The sequence below is a fragment of the Pseudomonas orientalis genome (genome assembly GCF_001439815.1).
Lineage (GTDB): Bacteria > Pseudomonadota > Gammaproteobacteria > Pseudomonadales > Pseudomonadaceae > Aquipseudomonas > Aquipseudomonas orientalis.
Map to the genome: position 1 here is coordinate 435,879 of NZ_JYLM01000005.1, position 19,620 is coordinate 455,498.

The 19,620-nt window shown below is 59.1% G+C and carries 19 protein-coding genes and 1 pseudogene; 7 read left to right on the forward strand and 13 right to left on the reverse strand.

From position 1 onward, the window contains the following. Positions 1–79 precede the first annotated feature (79 nt). The 4 genes from antA to TU82_RS15685 all read left to right on the forward strand — a co-directional run bounded on the left by antA (position 80) and on the right by TU82_RS15685 (position 4,587). Positions 80–1,471: an anthranilate 1,2-dioxygenase large subunit gene (gene antA / locus TU82_RS15670; protein ID WP_057724049.1), complete on the forward strand. Its 1,392-nt coding sequence runs from the start codon at positions 80–82 to the stop codon at positions 1,469–1,471. Next, positions 1,471–1,962 carry an anthranilate 1,2-dioxygenase small subunit gene (gene antB / locus TU82_RS15675; protein ID WP_057724050.1) on the forward strand — a complete coding sequence of 164 codons (492 nt, stop codon included), beginning with the start codon at positions 1,471–1,473 and terminating at the stop codon, positions 1,960–1,962. Before antA ends, antB begins: the two co-directional genes overlap by 1 nt. Positions 1,963–2,108: 146 nt before the next feature. Then, positions 2,109–3,116: an anthranilate 1,2-dioxygenase electron transfer component AntC gene (antC, locus tag TU82_RS15680; RefSeq protein WP_057724051.1), complete on the forward strand. Its 1,008-nt coding sequence runs from the start codon at positions 2,109–2,111 to the stop codon at positions 3,114–3,116. 70 nt (positions 3,117–3,186) lie between these two features. Further along, entirely contained in the window at positions 3,187–4,587 is a 1,401-nt protein-coding gene (locus TU82_RS15685) for an amino acid permease (RefSeq protein ID WP_057724052.1), read from the forward strand. Between the two features lie 144 nt (positions 4,588–4,731). Here the strand turns inward: TU82_RS15685 and kynA are convergent, their stop codons facing one another. Together kynA and kynB are read right to left on the reverse strand one after the other, a co-directional pair. Next, positions 4,732–5,604 (reverse strand): tryptophan 2,3-dioxygenase, encoded by an 873-nt coding sequence (gene kynA, locus TU82_RS15690; protein ID WP_057724053.1) that lies wholly within the window; start codon positions 5,602–5,604, stop codon positions 4,732–4,734. After that, positions 5,601–6,251 (reverse strand): arylformamidase, encoded by a 651-nt coding sequence (gene kynB / locus TU82_RS15695; protein WP_057724054.1) that lies wholly within the window; start codon positions 6,249–6,251, stop codon positions 5,601–5,603. Before kynB ends, kynA begins: the two co-directional genes overlap by 4 nt. A gap of 383 nt (positions 6,252–6,634) precedes the next feature. On the opposite strand from kynB, the gene TU82_RS15700 reads away from it, so the two are divergent. Continuing rightward, positions 6,635–6,979, forward strand: coding sequence for a cupin domain-containing protein (locus TU82_RS15700; RefSeq protein ID WP_057724055.1), 345 nt, complete (start codon positions 6,635–6,637; stop codon positions 6,977–6,979). A gap of 158 nt (positions 6,980–7,137) precedes the next feature. Here TU82_RS15700 and mmsB read toward each other — a convergent pair whose 3' ends face one another. Further along, positions 7,138–8,025: a 3-hydroxyisobutyrate dehydrogenase gene (gene mmsB / locus TU82_RS15705; RefSeq protein ID WP_057724056.1), complete on the reverse strand. Its 888-nt coding sequence runs from the start codon at positions 8,023–8,025 to the stop codon at positions 7,138–7,140. Between the two features lie 14 nt (positions 8,026–8,039). Continuing rightward, entirely contained in the window at positions 8,040–9,557 is a 1,518-nt protein-coding gene (locus tag TU82_RS15710; RefSeq protein ID WP_057724057.1) for a CoA-acylating methylmalonate-semialdehyde dehydrogenase, read from the reverse strand. A 124-nt stretch (positions 9,558–9,681) separates the two neighbouring features. On the opposite strand from TU82_RS15710, the gene TU82_RS15715 reads away from it, so the two are divergent. Further along, positions 9,682–10,629: a LysR family transcriptional regulator gene (locus tag TU82_RS15715; protein WP_057724058.1), complete on the forward strand. Its 948-nt coding sequence runs from the start codon at positions 9,682–9,684 to the stop codon at positions 10,627–10,629. A gap of 336 nt (positions 10,630–10,965) precedes the next feature. Here the strand turns inward: TU82_RS15715 and TU82_RS15720 are convergent, their stop codons facing one another. The 6 genes from TU82_RS15720 to TU82_RS15750 form a co-directional block, all read right to left on the reverse strand. Further along, a complete protein-coding gene (locus tag TU82_RS15720; RefSeq protein WP_057724059.1) occupies positions 10,966–11,682 on the reverse strand; it encodes a Rha family transcriptional regulator in 717 nt (238 codons plus the stop codon). 202 nt (positions 11,683–11,884) lie between these two features. Further along, positions 11,885–13,153 carry an Ig-like domain-containing protein gene (locus TU82_RS15725; RefSeq protein ID WP_057724060.1) on the reverse strand — a complete coding sequence of 423 codons (1,269 nt, stop codon included), beginning with the start codon at positions 13,151–13,153 and terminating at the stop codon, positions 11,885–11,887. Positions 13,154–13,194: 41 nt separating this feature from the next. Then, complete coding sequence (locus tag TU82_RS15730) at positions 13,195–13,593, reverse strand: hypothetical protein (RefSeq protein ID WP_057724061.1); 399 nt, start codon at positions 13,591–13,593, stop codon at positions 13,195–13,197. Between the two features lie 302 nt (positions 13,594–13,895). Beyond that, positions 13,896–14,243: a hypothetical protein gene (locus tag TU82_RS15735; RefSeq protein ID WP_057724062.1), complete on the reverse strand. Its 348-nt coding sequence runs from the start codon at positions 14,241–14,243 to the stop codon at positions 13,896–13,898. Positions 14,244–14,391: 148 nt separating this feature from the next. After that, positions 14,392–14,922, reverse strand: a complete 531-nt coding sequence (locus TU82_RS15740; protein WP_057724063.1) for a hypothetical protein — start codon at positions 14,920–14,922, stop codon at positions 14,392–14,394. 512 nt (positions 14,923–15,434) lie between these two features. Beyond that, a complete protein-coding gene (locus tag TU82_RS15750) occupies positions 15,435–16,925 on the reverse strand; it encodes a tyrosine-type recombinase/integrase (RefSeq protein WP_231982781.1) in 1,491 nt (496 codons plus the stop codon). Positions 16,926–16,971: 46 nt separating this feature from the next. On the opposite strand from TU82_RS15750, the pseudogene TU82_RS27950 reads away from it, so the two are divergent. After that, a pseudogene (locus TU82_RS27950) lies at positions 16,972–17,106 on the forward strand (LysR family transcriptional regulator); the annotation flags it as partial. A gap of 160 nt (positions 17,107–17,266) precedes the next feature. Here the strand turns inward: TU82_RS27950 and yfiB are convergent. Genes yfiB through yfiR form a run of 3 tightly spaced genes read right to left on the reverse strand, consistent with a single transcriptional unit; the run spans position 17,267 to position 19,588 of the window. Next, positions 17,267–17,758 carry an outer membrane lipoprotein YfiB gene (gene yfiB / locus TU82_RS15755; protein ID WP_057724066.1) on the reverse strand — a complete coding sequence of 164 codons (492 nt, stop codon included), beginning with the start codon at positions 17,756–17,758 and terminating at the stop codon, positions 17,267–17,269. Between the two features lie 4 nt (positions 17,759–17,762). After that, positions 17,763–19,025, reverse strand: a complete 1,263-nt coding sequence (gene dgcN, locus TU82_RS15760) for a diguanylate cyclase DgcN/YfiN (protein ID WP_057724067.1) — start codon at positions 19,023–19,025, stop codon at positions 17,763–17,765. Further along, entirely contained in the window at positions 19,022–19,588 is a 567-nt protein-coding gene (gene yfiR, locus TU82_RS15765; protein ID WP_057724068.1) for a regulatory sequestration protein YfiR, read from the reverse strand. The genes dgcN and yfiR overlap by 4 nt, the downstream gene beginning before the upstream one ends. Between the last annotated feature and the right edge of the window lie 32 nt (positions 19,589–19,620).

Consider the following 19,620-nt stretch of genomic DNA (forward strand, 5'->3'; position numbering starts at 1 on the left):
CCCATTAAGCGGATAGCCCGCGCCCTGCCCCGCTGCCTCTAATGCATCACCGATTAGCCCTGATCAAAAGGTGCCTGCCATGAGTGGTGCAAGAAACGTCGAACAGTGGAAAACCTTTATCGACAGTTGCCTGGACTTTCGCCCGGCGGATGAGGTGTTCCGCATCGCCCGCGACATGTTCACCGAACCCGAACTGTTCGATCTGGAGATGGAACTGATCTTCGAGAAGAACTGGATCTACGCCTGCCACGAAAGCGAATTGGCCAATCACCACGATTTCGTGACGATGCGCGCCGGGCGCCAGCCGATGATCATCACCCGCGACGGCGAAGGTCGGCTCAACGCGCTGATCAATGCCTGCCAGCATCGCGGCACCACCCTAACCCGCGTGGGCAAGGGCAACCAGTCCACGTTCACTTGCCCGTTCCACGCCTGGTGTTACAAAAGTGATGGCCGACTGGTGAAGGTCAAGGCGCCGGGGGAATACCCGGAAGGTTTCGACAAAGCCACGCGCGGTCTGAAAAAGGCGCGCATCGACAGCTACAAGGGTTTTGTATTCATCAGCCTCGACGTGAACGGCACCGACAGCCTGGAAGATTTCCTCGGTGACGCCAAAGTGTTCTTCGACATGATGGTGGCGCAGTCGGCCACCGGCGAGCTGGAAGTGCTGCCGGGCAAGTCCGCCTACACCTACGACGGCAACTGGAAACTGCAGAACGAAAACGGCCTGGACGGTTATCACGTCAGCACTGTGCACTACAACTACGTGGCCACGGTGCAGCATCGCCAGCAGGTCAATAGCGAACATGGCGCAAGTGCCGGCACCACCCTGGACTACAGCAAGCTCGGCGCCGGCGACGCCAACACCGATGACGGCTGGTTTGCCTTCAACAACGGCCACAGCCTGTTGTTCAGCGACATGCCCAACCCCAGCGTGCGCTCGGGCTACGCCACCATCATGCCGCGCCTGGTGGCCGAACACGGCCAGCAGAAAGCCGAATGGATGATGCAACGCCTGCGCAACCTGAATATCTACCCCAGCCTGTTCTTTCTCGACCAGATCAGTTCGCAACTGCGCATCATCCGCCCGCTGGCGTGGAACAAGACCGAAATCATCAGCCAGTGCCTGGGGGTGAAGAACGAGTCCGCCGCCGACCGCGAAAACCGTATTCGCCAGTTCGAAGACTTCTTCAACGTCTCAGGCATGGGCACACCGGATGACCTGGTGGAGTTTCGCGAGGCCCAGCGCGGTTTCCAGGGCCGGTTGGAGCGCTGGAGTGACATCTCGCGCGGCAGCCATCGCTGGGAGACCGGGCCGACGCCGAACAGCGAAGCCATCGGTATCCAGCCCGCCATGACCGGCACCGAATTCACCCACGAAGGCCTGTACGTCAACCAGCACCGCAACTGGCAGCAGTTTTTGCTCAAGGGCCTGGACCGGCAGGCGCTGCAACTGCGGGAGGTGAAGTGATGAATGCCCAGTTGCAGTACCGGATCGAACAATTCTTCTACCGCAAATCCGAACTGTGCGACGCCCAGGACTGGGATGCCTATGTGCAGCTGTTCGACCCACAGAGCGAGTTCCACCTGCCGCAATGGGACTCGGAACATGTCTACACCCAGGACCCCAAGCGCGAAATGTCGTTGATCTATTACGCCAACCGCTCGGGGCTGGAGGACCGCGTCTTCCGCCTGCGCACCGGCAAGGCGGCTTCGGCCACGCCAATGCCGCGCACGCTGCATTTGATCAATAACGTGCGCATTGCCGAACAGGCCGACGGCATGCTGGAAGTGAAGCTGAACTGGCACACCTTGTTCTATCGGCTGGCGACGTCCGAGCAGTTTTATGGGCCCGCAACCTACCGTCTCAAGCCTGCGGGCGACAGCTGGCTGATCACCCGCAAGCACGCGCTGCTGCTCAACGACACCATCAACTCGGTGCTGGATTTCTACCACCTGTGACGGTGGCGCATTCCCCTGTAGGAGCGAGCTTGCTCGCGAAAAACTCAAGCACACCGCGTGCATCCAGGCTGGATGGCGTCATCGTTGACGTTCTTCGCGAGCAAGCTCGCTCCTACAAGGTTCATACCTATCACGGAGTCATGTGAATGAACCACAAAGTGGCCTTCAGTTTTGCCGACGGCAAGACCCTGTTCTTCCCGGTGAGCGCCCATGAAATCCTGCTGGATGCCGCCCTGCGCAACGGCATCAAGATCCCGCTGGATTGTCGCGAAGGCGTGTGCGGCACTTGCCAGGGACGCTGCGAATCCGGCGCTTACACCCAGGACTATGTCGACGAAGAAGCGCTGTCCGGCCTCGACCTGCAACAGCGCAAAATGCTCAGTTGCCAGACGCGGGTGCAGTCCGATGCGACCTTCTACTTCGACTTCGATTCAAGCCTGTGCAACGCGCCGGGGCCGGCGCAGGTGCGCGGCACGGTGAGCGAGGTGCAGGTGGTGTCGGCCAGTACGGCAGTCCTGCAGTTGCAAGTGGACGCACCGCTGGATTTTCTGCCCGGTCAATATGCGCGGTTGTCGGTACCCGGCACTGACAGCTGGCGTTCCTATTCCTTCGCCAACCTGCCGGGCCATCGGTTGCAGTTTCTGGTGCGCCTGCTGCCCGACGGAGTGATGAGCAACTACTTGCGCGAGCGCTGCCAGGTGGGTGACGAGGTATTGATGGAGGCGCCGCTGGGGGCGTTCTACCTGCGGCACGTCAGCCAACCGCTGGTGCTGGTCGCCGGTGGCACCGGGTTGTCGGCACTGCTGGGCATGCTCGATCAGTTGGCGGCCGACGGCTGCGAACACCCGGTGCATCTCTATTACGGCGTGCGCGGTGCAGAGGACTTGTGCGAAGCGGCACGCATCCGCAGCTACGCCTCGAAAATCGCCGATTTTCGCTACACCGAAGTCCTCAGCGACGCCTCACCAGAATGGACGGGCAAGCGCGGCTACCTCACCGAACATTTCGACCTGGCCTGCTTGCGCGACAGATCGGTGGATATGTATGTCTGTGGGCCGCCGCCGATGGTCGAATCGATCCAACAATGGCTGGCGGATCAGGCACTTGATGGCGTTCAGCTGTATTACGAAAAGTTTACGCAGAGTAATATCTGACCCTCAGCACTTCTGAGGGGCTGATGCGCCTGCACTCACCCTTAAGAAAAACAAGTAGAAGGGACTGTTAATGGCGGATGACATGGTAAACCCGGTGGGCCTCAAGCGCGGCCTGAAGAACCGGCACATTCAACTGATCGCCTTGGGAGGGGCGATTGGCACGGGACTGTTCCTCGGCTCGGCCGGGGTGCTCAAGTCGGCGGGGCCGTCGATGATCCTGGGTTATGCGATAGCCGGTTTCATCGCCTTCCTGATCATGCGCCAGCTCGGCGAGATGATCGTCGAAGAGCCGGTGGCCGGCTCCTTCAGCCACTTTGCGCACAAGTACTGGGGCGGTTACGCGGGCTTTCTCGCGGGCTGGAACTACTGGGTGCTTTACGTGCTGGTGGGCATGGCCGAACTGACGGCCGTGGGCAAGTACATCCAGTTCTGGTGGCCCGAGATCCCGACCTGGGTCAGCGCGCTGGTGTTCTTTGTCGCGGTGAACCTGATCAACACCCTGAACGTGAAGTTCTTCGGTGAAGCCGAATTCTGGTTCGCGATCATCAAGGTGGTGGCAATCGTCGGCATGATCGTGCTCGGCTGCTACCTGCTGTTCAGCGGCACCGGCGGACCGCAGGCATCGGTCAGCAACCTGTGGAGCCATGGCGGGTTCTTCCCGAACGGCGGCATGGGGCTGTTGATGTCGATGGCGTTCATCATGTTCTCGTTCGGTGGCCTGGAGCTGGTGGGTATCACCGCCGCCGAGGCCAGCGAGCCGCGCAAGGTGATCCCGAAGGCGATCAACCAGGTGGTGTACCGGATCCTGATTTTCTACGTCGGCGCCCTCACCGTGCTGCTGTCGCTGTACCCGTGGGACCAACTGCTGCAAACCCTCGGCGCGTCGGGCGATCCTTACAGCGGCAGCCCGTTCGTGCAGATCTTCTCGCTGATCGGCAATGACACCGCTGCGCACATCCTCAACTTCGTGGTGCTGACCGCGGCGCTGTCGGTGTACAACAGTGGCGTGTACTGCAACAGCCGCATGCTGTTCGGCCTGGCCGAGCAAGGCGACGCGCCCAAGGCGCTGATGAAGCTCAACAAGCAGGGCGTGCCGTTGCGCGCCCTGGCGATTTCGGCGCTGGTGACGATGCTGTGCGTGGTGGTCAACTACATCGCACCGCAGAGTGCCCTGGAGTTGCTGTTTGCCCTGGTGGTTGCCTCGCTGATGATCAACTGGGCGCTGATCAGCATTACCCACATCAAGTTCCGCAAGGCCATGGGCGAGCAAGGCGTGACGCCGTCGTTCAAGACCTTCTGGTTCCCGTTCAGCAATTACCTGTGCCTGGCGTTCATGCTGATGATCATCAGCGTGATGCTGGCGATTCCAGGGATTCGTGAGTCGGTGTATGCGATGCCGGTGTGGGTGGGGATTATTTATGTGGCGTATCGGTTGCGCGTCCGAAACGCGAAGGTCGTGACAGCGCAGTAACCCATGTGGGAGGGGGCTTGCCCCCGATTGCAGTGGGTCAGCCACTGATATGGCTACTGGCCCACCGCTATCGGGGGCAAGCCCCCTCCCACATTTTTAACTGCATTCCAAATGAACAGCCCCGGTAGTCCGGGGCTTTTTTGTTCAGAGGGTGGAACGCACCCGCCACAACTCGGGGAACAGCACCGTGTCGAGCATCTTGCGTAAATACCCCACGCCTTCGGTACCACCAGTCCCCGGCTGGAAGCCGATAATCCGCTCCACCGTGGTCACATGCCGAAAACGCCACTGACGGAACGAATCCTCAAGGTCGATGAACTTCTCGGCTAACTGATACAAGTCCCAATAACGGCTCGGATCGCGGTAGACCTCACGCCACGCAGCTTCCACCGATTCATCGTGAACCGTTGCCGCCGTGGGGTCGCGCTCGGCCCGTTCAGGGTCTATCGCCAGACCTGCCTTGACCATCAGGTTGATCGCCTCGTCATACAGCGACGGCGTGGCAATCGCCACCTGCAATTGCTGCAACAACTCCGGTCGATGGGCATGGGGCCGCAACAGCGCCGGGCTCTTGTTGCCGAGAATGAATTCAATCTCGCGGTACTGGAATGACTGGAACCCCGACGACTGCCCGAGGAACGGGCGGATCGCCGTGTATTCCGAGGGCGTCATGGTCGCCAGCACCGCCCAGGCATGCACCAATTGATCGAAGATCCGCGAAACCCGCGCCAGCATCTTGAACGCTGGCGGCAACTCACCCAGGCGCACGTGTTCGCGGGCGGCCTTGAGTTCGTGCAGCATCAGTTTCATCCACAGCTCAGAGGTCTGGTGCTGGATGATGAACAGCATTTCGTTATGGTCCGGCGACAGCGGGTGCTGGGCGCTGAGGACTTTGCCCAGGTCCAGGTAGTCGCCGTAGCTCATGGACTCGGAAAAATTCAGCTCGGCGTTGTGCCATTCTTCCGCGGGTTGGTGGTCGGCAGGCTTATAGTCTGAAGAGAAGGGACACTGGCTCATCGCGTGGGCTCCTTGAGCGGACGCAGGATTGCGCGGACCGGGCTGGCGTCCAGGTGGGCAAAACGCAGCGGCAGCGCGATCAGTTCATAGTCGCCCTCCGGTACGTCGTCGAGCACGATGCCTTCGAGGATCGCCATGCCATGGCGCGCCACGGCGTTGTGCGAGTCCATGGTCTTGGACTGTTGCGGGTCCAGGGACGGCGTGTCGATCCCGATCAGGCGCACGCCGAGGCTGGCGAGCAGATCGATGGTTTGCGGGGCGATGGCGGTGAAGTCTGAATCCCATTGCGTCAGCGGCGCTTGTGGATAAGTGCGCAGCAGCACGCGCTCGGGCAAGTTATCCACACGCCCCTGCAATTGATGCGGCTGCACCAGGGCGCCGCTGCCGAGGCAGTGCAACACACGACACGGGCCCATGTAGACGTCCAGGGACACCTCGCCAATCGGCGCGCCGTCGGCGCTGTAATGCAGCGGCGCATCCACATGGGCCCCGGTGTGCGGCGACAGGGTCACGCGTCCCACATTCACCGGGCACTCCGGCCCGAGCTGCCACACGCGCTCTTCCTGGAACGGCGTATCGCCCGGCCAGGTCGGGGTCGCCGCACTCAAGGGCGGGCTGATGTCCCACCACGTTGTTATCGGGTTCATGTTCACGGCTCTCACTCATTCCTGAGTGAATGATACGAGGGCCGGATGTGAATTTTCTTGCGAATTCTGGCGCCAGGAGGGAATTCTTTCGCAGTTACTGCGAGAAAATTCCTAATTTACGCGCAGAAATACCTCTGAACACAGTGATGCGGCCACTAGCAATCAATGTGGGAGGGGGCTTGCCCCCGATAGCAGTGGGCCAGTCAATCAGAAGTTGGCTGACACTCCGCCATCGGGAGCAAGCCCCCTCCCACATTGACCTCGCCGTACCAATAACATCGTCTTTGCCTGCGCTTCTGGGCATACCGATGTCGAGTCCAGACCACCAGCCCCCGCAGCGACGCTATAGGGTTCGACTCTTCTTCCCTTGCCTCGGAGTCATCATGTCCCAGCCCATCACCGTACTGCGCGACACCCATCCCTTGCCGGTCCTGGATGCCTGCAAATGGGAAAAGCTCGAAGGCGACCCGCACACCGTCAACCTCAACGCCTACACCAGCGAGGACGGCAGCAAGATCATGGGCACCTGGATCTGCACGCCGGGCAAGTGGTACGTGGACTACGTAAAATGGGAGTACTGCCACTTCCAGGAAGGCTATTGCATCATCACCCCGCAAGGCATGGCGCCGATTCACCTGCGGGCTGGGGATATCTTTGTGGTGGAGGCGGGGATGAAGGGGACGTGGGAGGTGGTGGAGACGGTGCGTAAGTATTTTGTGTTTGCTTGAGCTATCTCTACAGCAAGCGGCTTTCCTACGGTGAACGGGCTCGCCCGATATCGTTTGTAGGAGCGGGCTTGCTCGCGAAAAACGTCAACGCTAACGCGTGTTTCCTGGAAGCACGCGGCGTCTGTGAGTTCTTCGCGAGCAAGCTCGCTCCTACACCATCATTCAGGCTTGCGATAGCTGTTGATAATCGCCGAAAAGTCCTTGCCCCCTTCCCCACGCTGGCTCATCGATTGATACAACTGCTGGGCCACCGCACCAAGGATCACCGGCTGTTTTGCCTGGCGCGCCGCCTCGGTGGCCAGGCCCAGGTCCTTGAGCATCAGGTCGGCGCCGAAACCGCCGGTATAGCCACGCGACGACGGCGCGGTTTCGATCACGCCCGGCCATGGATTGTAGGTGTCCGAACTCCAGCAACGCCCGGTTGAGCTGTTGATAATCCCGGCCAGCACCTGGGTGTCGATACCCAAGGCATCGCCCAGGGCCATCGCCTCACTGACGCCGACCATGCTGATCCCCAGCAGCAGGTTGTTGCAGATCTTGGCGATTTGCCCGGTGCCCACCTCGCCGCAGTGCACGATGTTGCGGCCCATCTGCGCCAGCACCGGTTGCAGAGTGGCGAACAGTTCAGGCGTGGCGCCGACCATGAAGGTCAGCGTGCCCGCTTGCGCCCCGCCGGTGCCACCGGACACCGGGGCGTCGGCCATCACCACGCCCTGCCTGGCGGCGGCCGCCGCGACGTCACGGGCGGTCTGCGGGTCGATCGTGCTGCAATCCACGGCGGGAATGCCGTTGCCGATGCCGGCGAGCACACCGTCTTCATTCAGCCACACGCTGCGCACATGCGCGGCGGCCGGCAGCATGGTGATCACCAGCTCGGCGCCCTGGGCCGCGTCACGCGGTGAGTCGCTGATGTGGCCGCCCAACTCGGCCAGTTCCTTGAGTACGGTCTGGTTCAGGTCGAACAGGTTCAGCGCGTGCCCGGCCTTGATCAGGTTGTGGGCCATGGGCGCGCCCATGTTGCCCAGGCCGATAAATGCAATCTTCATGGTCGTCTCCCAGGTCAGCGCAGGTTGATGGTGGTGTTGACGCCATCGTTGACCGTGTCGTCATCGAACCAGCGGCTGGTGACGGTCTTGGTCTGGGTGTAGAACTGCACCACCTGCTTGCCGTACGGGCCGAGATCGCCGAGTTTGGAACCACGGGAACCGGTGAAGCTGAAGAACGGCACCGGCACCGGGATCGGAATGTTGATGCCGACCTGGCCCACATCGATTTCGCTCTGGAACTTGCGCGCCGCCGCGCCGCTCTGGGTGAACAGGCCGGTGCCGTTGCCGAACGGGTTGGCGTTGACCAGCGCAATGGCTTGATCGAGGGTATCGACCTCCAGCACCACCAGCACCGGGCCGAAGATTTCCTCGGTGTAGATGCGCATGTCGGTGGTCACGCCAGAGAACAGCGTCGGGCCGACAAAGTTGCCTTGCTCGAAGCCCGGCACCTTGATGTCGCGGCCGTCCAGCTCCAGCTTGGCGCCTTCTTTCACGCCGCTTTCGATCAGCTCCAGGATGCGTGTCTTGGCGCGCCTGGAGATCACCGGGCCCACGTCGGTACCGGCTTCGCTGCCGGCGTTGACCTTGAGCTTTTGTGCCAGGGCCTTGAGGTCCGGCAGCCATTGTTTCGACGCCCCCACCAGCACCACCACCGAGGTGGCCATGCAGCGCTGGCCCGCCGCGCCGAAACCGGCGCCGACCAGGGCATTGAGGGTGTGTTCGCGGTTGGCATCCGGCAGCACCACGGCGTGGTTCTTGGCGCCCATCATCGATTGCACGCGCTTGCCGTGCTTGCCGGCCAGGTCGTACACATGCGTGCCCACAGCGGTCGAGCCGACGAAGGACACCGCCTTGATGTCTTTATGGGTGCACAGCGCATCCACCACGTCCTTGCCGCCGTGCACCACGTTGAGCACGCCCGGCGGTACGCCAGCTTCCAGCGCCAGCTCCACCAGCAGCATCGTCGACAGCGGGTCCTGCTCGGACGGCTTGAGCACGAAGGTGTTACCGCAGGCGATGGCCATCGGGAACATCCACAGCGGAATCATGGCCGGGAAGTTGAAGGGGGTGATGCCGGCACACACGCCGATGGGCTGGCGCAGGGTATAGGTATCCACGCCGCCGGCGACGTTCTCGGCGAACTCGCCCATTTGCAGGGTACCGATGGAACAGGCGTGCTCCACCACTTCCAGGCCACGGAAAATATCGCCCTCGGCATCGGCAATGGTCTTGCCCTGCTCGTTGCTGAGGACCACGGCAATGCGCTTGGAATGTTCGCGGATCAAGGCTTGCAGCTTGAGCATGATGCGCATGCGCGCACCGATCGGCGTCAGCTTCCAGGTCTGGAAGGCGCGATGGGCGGCGTCGATGGCGGCGTTGACCTCATCGGCCGTGGCGAAAGGGACTCTGGCCAGCACTTGCTGGGTGGCCGGATTGACGATGTCTTGCCATTCGGTGGTCTTGGACTCGACCCACTCGCCATTGATCAGCAACTTGACCTGTTTAACGGAAATATCGGCAGATGCGTTCATGGGGTCTCCGGAATCTTGTTGTTATGCAGGAGTTGAATCGCCTTGAAGAAGCAGGCGTTCGGGCTGTTTTTGGAGTATAGATGTGCAAATCTCTAATAAGAACGCACATAAAAGCCGGTCCAATATGCAAAAAAACATCACATCGCTGGGCTCCCTGAACTGGGATGACCTGAAGTTTTTCCTCGAAGTGGCCCGCACCCGTAAGGCCAGTGTCGCCGCCAAGCGCCTGGCAGTGGACTACACCACCGTGTCGCGGCGCATCAGCTCACTGGAAGTGTCGCTCGGCACCCTGCTGTTCGAAAAATCCCGGACCAACGGTTTTGTCCTCACCGCCGAGGGCCAGCGTTTGCTGGGCTATGCCGAATCCATCGAAAGCACCTTGCACATGGCGTGCGAGCAAGTCTCCGGTTCCGGCGTGGCCTTGTCCGGGCATGTGCGCATGGGTTGCACCGAAGGTTTCGGCAGCTTCTTCATCACCCCGCAACTGAGCCACTTCGTCGACACCTACCCGGCGATCTCGGTGGACATCCTGCCCCTGCCGCATTTCATCAGCCTGTCCAAGCGCGAAGCCGACATCGTCATCGCCCTGGAACGCCCGGAACATGGGCCTTATGTGTGCTGCAAGCTGTGCGACTACAAACTGCAGCTGTACGCGACCCAGGACTACCTCGACCAACACCCACCGATCCAACGCCCGGCGGATTTGGCCGAGCATCCATTCATCAGCTATGTGGATGATCTGGCGTTCAGCTCGGAGCTGCTGTACCTGGCGAATGTGGTGCCGGGCGCCAGCGCCAGCTTGCGCAGTACCAGTGTGATTGCGCAGTACGTCGCGGCGCAGCAGGGACGGTCGATGGCGATATTGCCGTGCTTTCTGGCGGCGCAGGATCCGCGACTGTTGCCGGTGCTGGGGGAGCAGATCGCGATAACGCGGCAGTTCTGGATGTATTGCCGGGAGGACTTGCGCAAGCTGAAGCGGATTACGTTGTTGTGGGATTACATCCGTGAGGTGACGGAGCTAAACCGCCCGTTATTGCTGGGCGAAACGCGAGTCCTACTGTTCACAGACTGAGGGTCTACAGGGAGCAAAGGAAGCTCATCCTAACGACCTTAGAAGGATCTTGGCAACGACTTGTGACAGCAGTTGTGACACTACTTGTGACAGTCGGATGGGTTCTAACAGTGGCGCACACAGGCGCGACAAGGCCCCATGAAGGTGCCTGTGCAAGCCCGAGCGAGGGCCTACGGGGGAACATGCTGTGTAGAAGCAATGAGGTGGTGTCTCAGATTTTTCTGTCAGATTCTCATCAAGGGCCCTTGAAGCGACCGTATAGCCAGAAGGCCACATGAACAGCCACACAGACCCAGTAGGCAGCGTGTAGCGTGTCCATGAGGTTCCCCTTGAGGGTTACTTGGTGATTCGGCCCCAGCGGTCGGTCTTGTCCTGAGCTTTGTTGACAGCATTGTTCATGCTCTCAGCCTTGTCCTTGAGCCACTCATTGAGGCCCTTATGGGTGATCTTGAACAGGTGTCCGCCATTATTGGATACGACCAGATTGGACGGTTTGAGGGTCTTGATGAAACCGGCTTGCTCGTACTTGGGATTAAGCTGTGTGTGCCCTTGGGTTGTCTTACGGGCGTTCCCCGTGTCGATCAGCAGGGCTAAAAGTTTATCGGGATGGTCGATTTCAGCGAGGCGGCAGGCTTCACGCCAGCTATAACCAACTGTACGACCCTTACGGACATGCTCATCGAAGGCAGGGGCCATTGCATTGACTCGGCTCTGTAGATCCTTAAGGGTCTCGGTGATGGCCTGAGCAGCAAAGGTTGGGTTAGCGACTTGCTCCAGTTCAATCCAGCGCCCCACCACGTTGTAGCGAAGACCAGTGTCATAGCCAGTGATGAGGGTGAAGGTTAGGTGCTTGTCGAGGACCAGCATCGGCAGGTCTTTGTTCTGGTTGTTCTTATAGGTTGCCTCGGTGAAAGTCACGGAGGACTCCTCAGATCTGAGGGCACCTACTTGAGCAACAATCCCTCGGGCATCTCGGAGAACGTTGTCGTGCCGCTTGCCAGTCAATTCAGCGATTTCAACGGTGGTCATGGTTACGATGTTATTCACGTTCATAGTGTCGATTTCCTTTTGGTAGTGCCCTTCAGGTCGCACCCACAGCCGAGCATCCAGCCCCCGACAAAGGGACCCGGCGTGGCATGAAAGGCACTATCAGAAAGACTGGATTGGTTGATTGCCCAGCGACGGGCGGGGATATATAGCAGTGACCCTGCCGATCCCTCTCGGGCCGGTCTTACGGGTCATACTTCAAGATTTCTTAAGCAGCGGCAGTAACATTCACCGCATACGAGGCAGAGAAACCACCATCCACGGTTGTAGCTGTAATGGTCGCCTCGCCTACTTCAAGGCCCTTAACGGATCCAGCAGTAGACACAGAGGCCACAGAAGCGTCCGAAGTGGCCCAGGTTACGCCTTGATTGGTGGCATTCGCAGGGGCAACGGTAGCAATGTTTGTGTACGAGGCGCCGACCACGAGATCCTTAGAGGCGCTCTTGAGGGATACGCCAGACACCGGAGTAAACAGCTTCAAGTTGGTGATCATCGGGAAGGCTACCGTCTCAGTCTGAAGACCATCTTCAGTCAGCTTTACCTTGACCTTGCCGTTAGCCACGATGTCCACAACAGTCATAATCTCAATGTCCCACGCTTGGGCATTGCCGTTGCGTGTCGCCTGGATCTTCCAAATGTCACCCTCACGGTTCTCACGGTAGCTCAGAGAGGTAAACATCTTGGGCAACAGAAACAGGCCGTAGTCAGTACCGCTGTAAGGCTGTACAGAGGCGCCAATGAGATCCTCAATGTCTCCCACACCCGCACGCTGAGCAGCACGCTCAAGCACGGCCACCAGAGACACAGGCAGCAGGACCACGAAGTCAGCCAGCGAGGTGCCTACAGTCTGGTTGATGTGGGTTGTAAGCAGGTCAATGAGGTCCTCAGCGATCTCAACTGGCTTGCCGGTTGGCTTGATTTCAGAGATAGCCTCAGTGCTTGGGGCAGTGGAGAGGATGCCAGCGATCTTGCCAGCAGCACTCAGCTCAATATCACGCAGGATCTTGTCAGCGGTCTGAGCTAAGGAGTCTTCAGTAAAGCCAGCGATCAGATTGTGATCAAGGATGGTTACGCGATGGCTAATGACCAAAGCGGTATCCGTTGGCTCCGTAAAGATGATCGACCCGGCCAGCACTTCGCCTTTCTCGATGGTCTGGTTATCCCAGTTCTTGCGAGGGTCGAAGGTGACAGTGCGGTCAGCCATAACGATGATCTGTTGACCAGTCGCCTCTGCACCAGTGGGACGGAACTCACAGGGAGTTTTCTCCATGGCAGCTTCACGCCACTCATCACCATTGAGGTATTCCTCAGCGGCCTCAATGAGGGCCTCCACATAGACAGAGGGATCAGTAGCCGCGAGCGTCTCTGAACGAACATCGGCGGTGTGGAAGTGGATCGAAGCGTTGTTATCGTCAATGGCGTTGATATTCCATTTAACAGTGTCTACATGCGGTGCTACGTATTGATTAGGTTTCATTGAAGTTCTCCTGAATTAGATGATTGAAAGATGGCTCGGTGTTACCAGCCGGAGTTGCCGCGGGATGCAGCGCGGACACGTTCACCCTGTTCACGGATGGCAGCAGCGCGGGCTTCCTTATCGGCTTTAGCCTGGGCCAACTCACGAGGTGTCCACTCACGGCAGCGCTCAGCATGGGCATCAGCTTCACGTTGCTGACGCGCTCGCTCAGATGCCTTTGCGGCCTTGTCTCCGTGGTACTCACGGGCGACATCAGGAATCGCCTTGAGCGAAAGACCGGCCTCATCGAACACTTGGATGATCTGGAATTGGCGGCTCTTAACGGTGCCGCATTGAGCTACCAGCATGGGCAACATGACGTTCTCGACGTACTCGCGACTGAGGGTCTGGCCCGACACAGTTACTTCGTTCTTCAGGACTTTGGTGATGGCGATTTTCATGGGTTTGGATCTCCTATGAGGTGACCCTTTGATCGACCTTGGCGCCATAGACACGCACGACAAGACGGCAAGGAGGGAGCCGCATGGGCATCTTCCAAGGTCGATCAAAAGGTTCTTGGTTTGGGTTTGTGGCTGATGCTGATCACAGGACATGGCAAGCCTGAAAGAGCATCTGAAAGGGCAACCGTGGCGACGGTCGGTGCAGCGGGTTGTGAGCTGGCGAGCAGCTAACGGTTACAGCAGAAAGATAGGCGACGAATCTTTTTTATCTGATTAGGTGTCTGTCCCAATAGTGAGGGGTTTTAAACGACACCTTGACGAATGCCTTCAAGCCTGAGCGTTATCAGCTCCTTGCCGACCATTGGGATGTTCAAGCGGGACATGGCGAGCGCCTGGAGACTGACCCCCAGGGAGACCAGTTCGGAGACCCGAGCGGCAGTCTTTGAGGAGCCTCGAAAGGAGACCTCTTTGATCAGAGCGTCAACGTCAAAGGAGACCGTACCGTTCTCATTGGTCCTGTAGGTGGCACGGCGGTCATTGAGCAGGTTCTTAACGATGACCAATTGGGGACGCGAAGGCGTGGGGAAGACACGAGACAGGGTTATTAGGTCGTCTTCAGTAAGCGTATCGGTGGCTCGATAGCTGGTCATGCTGGGTCTCCTTAAAGATGTCGATGAGATGAATGAAAGGCAGGGGTAATTATCATCACTACCCCTCTCCCTCTGAGGCTGGTCGATGAGCTGGTCGATAGCTCAAGGTCGTTGAGAGGTCCTAATGGTTCTTATAAGTATGCGGCATTTAATCAGTGGTCTCGGCTCCCAGCGTCCTCAGGTCGTGGCGCAGCTTGGCGAGAACCTCAGGTCGTGGAGGCTCCAGTTCGTCTTCCCAGTCATCGACACGGGTGGTCTTAAGGAAGCCATATTGCATCTCATGGGTCAGGTCATCGGGGCGACTTTTAAGAAGGTACGGCATCGCCAGCTCAATGGCCTTCACGTAGCGTTGAGCCTGCCGGAGACCCAGCCTGTATTGAGCCATGATGGTGGCTGCTGAGACGACCTCAAGTTCCGCAAGGATGCTTACAAGGCGCTTCACGGACAGAGGCTTGGATGAGCCACCAGACCCGATAGGCCGGTCGTGCCAGTCCAGCCTTGCGATGCCCTCGAGGATGTCCATGCCGAAGGGAGGATATTGGCCGTAGTCAGTGGTCGGCCCGATGAAGCCGTGGAACGGGTTGGTGATGACCTTGGTTGGTCGGCCTCGGCCACGCTTGGGGATGGCGAGCGATGCGGTAGTGATGGCCTCGTGTTGGGCAGGGTCGTAGCTGGTCATTGGAAGGGTCCTCGTGTGGTGGGTTAGCCACAGTGAGGGTTTTTAACGACAGCTACTTTCGACCAGCAAACACGGGACTTCAAGGAATCTTGAGGTTAACTGCCACGCTCCTACGCTCCCGGAGCAAGGCCAGGACCCAGCGAGTGGATTAGATTTCACGTAGGAGCGCGTTTGGATAGCGGTATCCCACTATCACTGCCACGTACCAGTGTTTAAAAGTCCTGACTAATCTTGTAAGTAATGGTCCTCAGGGTCATTTTAGGAGGATGCCCCGTCACTACTGAGCATTCACCAGTGGCATATTTTATTGCCTTGACAGGACCCCAGCTCTTATAGGCCGAGCTATTTATTTTGAATGTTCCGATTTTGTGTATTTTTCCTGTAACGCCGACATGCAGCTTTTCGTTGAACTTAAGATGGTAGCTAACCACTTCTACGCTCAGTGTCTTCCCGTTATCTAATTTCAGTTCGAGCGTGGGAGTATTTATTTCCATTGTGAGGAACCTCAAGATTTATTTTATTAGGCTGAAGGCTTTAACGAGCATCTCAGCAATTACCGCCACCGGAACACCTGAACCGTATGTGTCAAAGGTAATAGTTCCTGAAGCGTGGCCCATGACAGCTTGAGCATGGGTCGTAGGGACCCCTTTAGCCTGCATGAGGGAAGCCAACGAGTGGCGCAATGAGTGGAACACCAAGCCCCTGATATAGGACTCTCCAAGAGCCTGAGGAATGGCCTGCTGGTTGACCCATTCGCCTGCTGATCTATAGCCGAACTGAGCCAACGAATCGTTTCCGCTCTCTTTGCAGGTCTCGACATACCGTAGGAACGCTTGAAGGTCGAACCCATAGGCACCATCAGTCAATGGCACCAGCCTCTCACTGCGCTTGTTCTTGATTGACTTACCCTCACCCACCTCATTGATGTGGATAACGACAATGCCTGACTCAAGGGTCTGAATGTCGCTCACGCTCAACTGAGAGATTTCATTGAGTCGACCACCAGTGATGATGCCAAGGCCCAGCAGCCAGCGTTTCCATGTCGTCTCGGGGAGCTTGTTCGCATAGGCCATTAGGCTGCCTATCTGGTCCTGAGAGAACGCCTTACGGGTCGACTCAGTGCCTTTGGTGAACTTGAGTTTCTTGTCGTATGACTTTTCGAGATGACCATTCTCAACCGACCAATTCAGTACAGCAGAGAGCTTCATCAGCATCTGATTCACTGTTGATGGTTTCCGTGTGGTCGCAAGCCTATCCCTCAAGGCCACAAGATCCGCCCTTGTGTGCATCCTCAGGTCCAAAGCGCCCAACTCAGTACACAGGACGCCATGAGTGAACTTAGTGGAACTGAGAGTGCTGGCTTTCTGTTCTCCTGCCCGGTCCGCCATATAGAGGCCCGAGAGAACCTCAAAGGTCATTGGAGCAGCTATTACAGATAGAGGCAGAGGCACGCCACTGACGTGCTTCAATCTGGTCTCTGGCATCCCTTCAAGATCCCTGATGATCTCCACCAGTGGCACTGAGTCGCCCTGTAGCCGCTCCTGAGCAGCGCTCATCACCTGTCTCGCCTTGGCTATGTGATCGTGCTGATTAACACTCAGCGGCATCGTAGCTGCTATCTCAGAGAGGTTGGTCCTAACGTCTTCGTACAGGTCTCCCCAGTCACGCAGAGAGTGAACCTCATGGGCAGACGATAAGAGTTCCTCAGCGACCCAAAGCAGATGCTCTCTAAGCTCACTCCAAGTGGCCTCAGGGTGATCCAAGTGGAATGCCTTGATGGTCTCGGCAAGTCGTCGTGAAGCGTCCATAGCGGCCTTTCTGTCAGTGGTCTTGAGTGAAACTGAGGTGGCTTGAGTGGTGCTGCCGGTCTCTCTGAGGCGCAGATAGTAGATTCCATTGCGTCTGTAGCGATAGGGCTTAGCGAGCCTTGTAGTGGGCCTGAGAGGTACAGCCAAACTTGTGACAGCACTTGTAACAGGATAGAGCGTTGTAATGGTCTTCATGGCAGTAGGCCCCGCAATCATTGGGTGGGACCTTTGCTACCTGTAGTTCTGGATGTATTGCCGGGAGGACTTGCGCAAGCTGAAGCGGATTACGTTGTTGTGGGATTACATCCGGGAGGTGACGGAGCAGAATCAGGGGTTGTTGATGGGGGAGACGCGGGAGATGCGGTTCGCAGACTGAATGTGCCGCGCGGAAAACTGTGGGAGGGGCGGTGCGACGATTCGACTTGCCCCCGATGGCGGAGTGTCAGTTACCAGGTGTATTGGCTGACACACTGCTATCGGGGGCAAGCCCCCTCCCACATTTGGAGCGCATTTCAGGTTGAGGCGGGTGAAAGGCCTTAGTCCGCGATGACCACAATTGACACGCGCCGATTCTCGGTGCGGCCCGCCGTGGTGGTATTCGCCGCCACCGGCTCGCTGCTGCCCAGGCCGCGCAGCTGGATGTTTTGTTCTTTCATGCCCACGCTGATCAGCACATTGCCCACACTTTTGGCACGGCGCAGGGACAAGGTCTGGTTGTAGAGTTCCTTGCCCGACGCGTCGGTGTGGCCGTCGACGCGCACGCGTTGGATGCCTGCGCCCACCAGGGCCTTGCCGATGCGTTCGACGATGTCGGTGCTGGGCTTGTTGAGGGTTTCGACGTCGCTGCCAAACAGCACTTTGCCAGACAGGCCGAAGGCCCAGCCTTCGTCAGTCAGCTCGAAGCCCTGCTGCTTGAGCACGGCCACTTGCGCCGGGCTCAGGCCTTTGGGCGGCGGGGTCTGGCAGCCGCCGAGGGCCAGGCAGGCAAGAAGCAAGCTGATGAATAGAACGCGTGGGTGAGAGAACAAGGGGTTAACTCCTGTGTTGAACGTTGACGGCGGGGTGCGCAGGTTCCGCCGTTTGCTGGCCGCCCGACGACAGCCGTTTGGCCTGGTACATCGCCGCATCGGCGGCATTGAGCAGGGTGCCGGGCGTGGCGCCGTGATCGGGATAAATGGCGATGCCGATACTCAGAGAGGTCAAGACTTGGGTGTTGCCGGGCAGCGGGATCGGCTTGTCCATGCTGGCGATGATCTTGTCGGCAATGCGCTGCGCATCGTCGACTTTGTGCAGCGGCGCCAGCAGGACCGCGAATTCATCGCCGCCCAGGCGGGCCACCAGGTCATCTTCGCGCAGTTGTGCACGCACCCGTTCGGCAACGGCCACCAGCACGGCATCGCCGGCGGCGTGACCGAAGTTGTCGTTGATGTCTTTGAAACGATCGCTGTCGAGAAACAGCACGCCTACCCGTTCGTTGACCTTGGCGGCGCTGCGCAAGGCACGAATCAACCGGCCTTCGAAGAACGCACGGTTGGGCAGGCCGGTGAGGCTGTCATGGCTGGCCTGGTGCGCGAGGGTTTCGTTTTCGCTTTGCAAATGGTTTTGCCAGGCCTCCATCTCACCCAGCAGGGCATTGAAGTCGCTGCCCAGGCTGTCGAGTTCGGCGATCTGCGCCGGCGGCACGCGACGGTCGAAGTCGCGTTCGCTGCGGGCGGCGTGGGCCACGGCGGCGAGGCTTTGCAGCGGCCCGGTGATGCCGTTCAACAGACGCCGCGCCAGGTGCAGCGCCACCCAGGCGCTGAGCGCGGTGCAGATCACAATGCCTGCCAGGCCGCTGAGCAGAAAGCGCAACAGGCTGCCGCCGTGACCGGTCAAGTGGATACTGCCGACCGTTTGCCCCTGGTGATGGATCGGCTGGCTGATGGGTTGCTCGAGCAAGGCATGCGCCAGTTCGAGTTCAACCCGTGACAACATGCCGGTGTTCGGCCGCACCCATTGCGCCAGCAGCTTGCCACTGGCATCGAAGACTTCGGCCTGGGCCACCTCTTCGGTCGAAGCAATCAGGCTCAAGGCTTCGGTGGCGGCGGCACTGTCGTCGAACACCACGGCCGCTTCGACGGTGTAATTGATCGAGCGTGCGATCAAGTGCAGGTTGTGTTCGGCGTAGACCCGCAGCGCCAGCACGCCGAGCAGGGTCAGGGACACACTGGCCAAGGTTACCGCCACCAGGGCCAGGATCATGTGCCCTCTGCCGATGACCGATCCCAGGGTCGGCCGTACTTTAGCCGGCCTCATGGCGTCGGCGCTCGACGGCGCGACAGTTGCAGCACGCTGGGGTGAATGCGTACGCCGCTGCGCGCGACGGAATCCAGGTTCACCTCAAACGACACCTGCGCATCACTCACCCGCAGGCAGAACAGGCTGCCCACGGTGCATTGGTCGCCGCCTTCGCTGATGCTGAGCACCGGATGGCCGATCAGTGAAGCAAACAACGCAGTGCGTTCGTCAGCGCTGAGTTTGCCGATGTAAACGGCGTCGCAGGCACTGACGATATCGGGATGGTTGGCCAGCAGGCGGCGCACCACCACCGGACGGCCGGTGGCCTGAGTAGTGCCTTTGATCAGGTCGTCGGTGTATTGGGTGGGCCCGACGATGCACAAGCGCAGTTGCGCAGGCTCCACCGGCCACCGGGCATAACTGAGAATCCCGAGCACGACCTGGGTGACCGCCTGGGCGCGCTGCTCGGCCAGGCTGGGGGTTTGAGCCCAGGCCTGCGGAGCGAGCAGGCATAGCGCCGCCACCTGCAACAGGCGTCTCCAGCTCAAACTGCGCTCTGGGAGCGAGACAGCCACGTTCATGCAGCGATTCTCTCAAGAAATTTCAGGATGAT

Coding starts and splice junctions, on each gene's coding strand:
- TU82_RS15730 (WP_057724061.1), bottom strand. CDS start 13,593: ATGAAAATCGCCATCACCAAAGTCCTGAAGAACGAAGTAACTGTGTCG.
- kynA (WP_057724053.1), bottom strand. CDS start 5,604: ATGAGCCAGTGTCCCTTCTCTTCAGACTATAAGCCTGCCGACCACCAA.
- TU82_RS15740 (WP_057724063.1), bottom strand. CDS start 14,922: ATGACCAGCTACGACCCTGCCCAACACGAGGCCATCACTACCGCATCG.
- dgcN (WP_057724067.1), bottom strand. CDS start 19,025: ATGAGGCCGGCTAAAGTACGGCCGACCCTGGGATCGGTCATCGGCAGA.
- TU82_RS15715 (WP_057724058.1), top strand. CDS start 9,682: ATGCAAAAAAACATCACATCGCTGGGCTCCCTGAACTGGGATGACCTG.
- TU82_RS15720 (WP_057724059.1), bottom strand. CDS start 11,682: ATGAACGTGAATAACATCGTAACCATGACCACCGTTGAAATCGCTGAA.
- antC (WP_057724051.1), top strand. CDS start 2,109: ATGAACCACAAAGTGGCCTTCAGTTTTGCCGACGGCAAGACCCTGTTC.
- TU82_RS15700 (WP_057724055.1), top strand. CDS start 6,635: ATGTCCCAGCCCATCACCGTACTGCGCGACACCCATCCCTTGCCGGTC.
- TU82_RS15750 (WP_231982781.1), bottom strand. CDS start 16,925: ATGAAGACCATTACAACGCTCTATCCTGTTACAAGTGCTGTCACAAGT.
- TU82_RS15725 (WP_057724060.1), bottom strand. CDS start 13,153: ATGAAACCTAATCAATACGTAGCACCGCATGTAGACACTGTTAAATGG.
- TU82_RS15685 (WP_057724052.1), top strand. CDS start 3,187: ATGGCGGATGACATGGTAAACCCGGTGGGCCTCAAGCGCGGCCTGAAG.
- antB (WP_057724050.1), top strand. CDS start 1,471: ATGAATGCCCAGTTGCAGTACCGGATCGAACAATTCTTCTACCGCAAA.
- TU82_RS15710 (WP_057724057.1), bottom strand. CDS start 9,557: ATGAACGCATCTGCCGATATTTCCGTTAAACAGGTCAAGTTGCTGATC.
- mmsB (WP_057724056.1), bottom strand. CDS start 8,025: ATGAAGATTGCATTTATCGGCCTGGGCAACATGGGCGCGCCCATGGCC.
- kynB (WP_057724054.1), bottom strand. CDS start 6,251: ATGAACCCGATAACAACGTGGTGGGACATCAGCCCGCCCTTGAGTGCG.
- antA (WP_057724049.1), top strand. CDS start 80: ATGAGTGGTGCAAGAAACGTCGAACAGTGGAAAACCTTTATCGACAGT.
- yfiR (WP_057724068.1), bottom strand. CDS start 19,588: ATGAACGTGGCTGTCTCGCTCCCAGAGCGCAGTTTGAGCTGGAGACGC.
- TU82_RS15735 (WP_057724062.1), bottom strand. CDS start 14,243: ATGACCAGCTATCGAGCCACCGATACGCTTACTGAAGACGACCTAATA.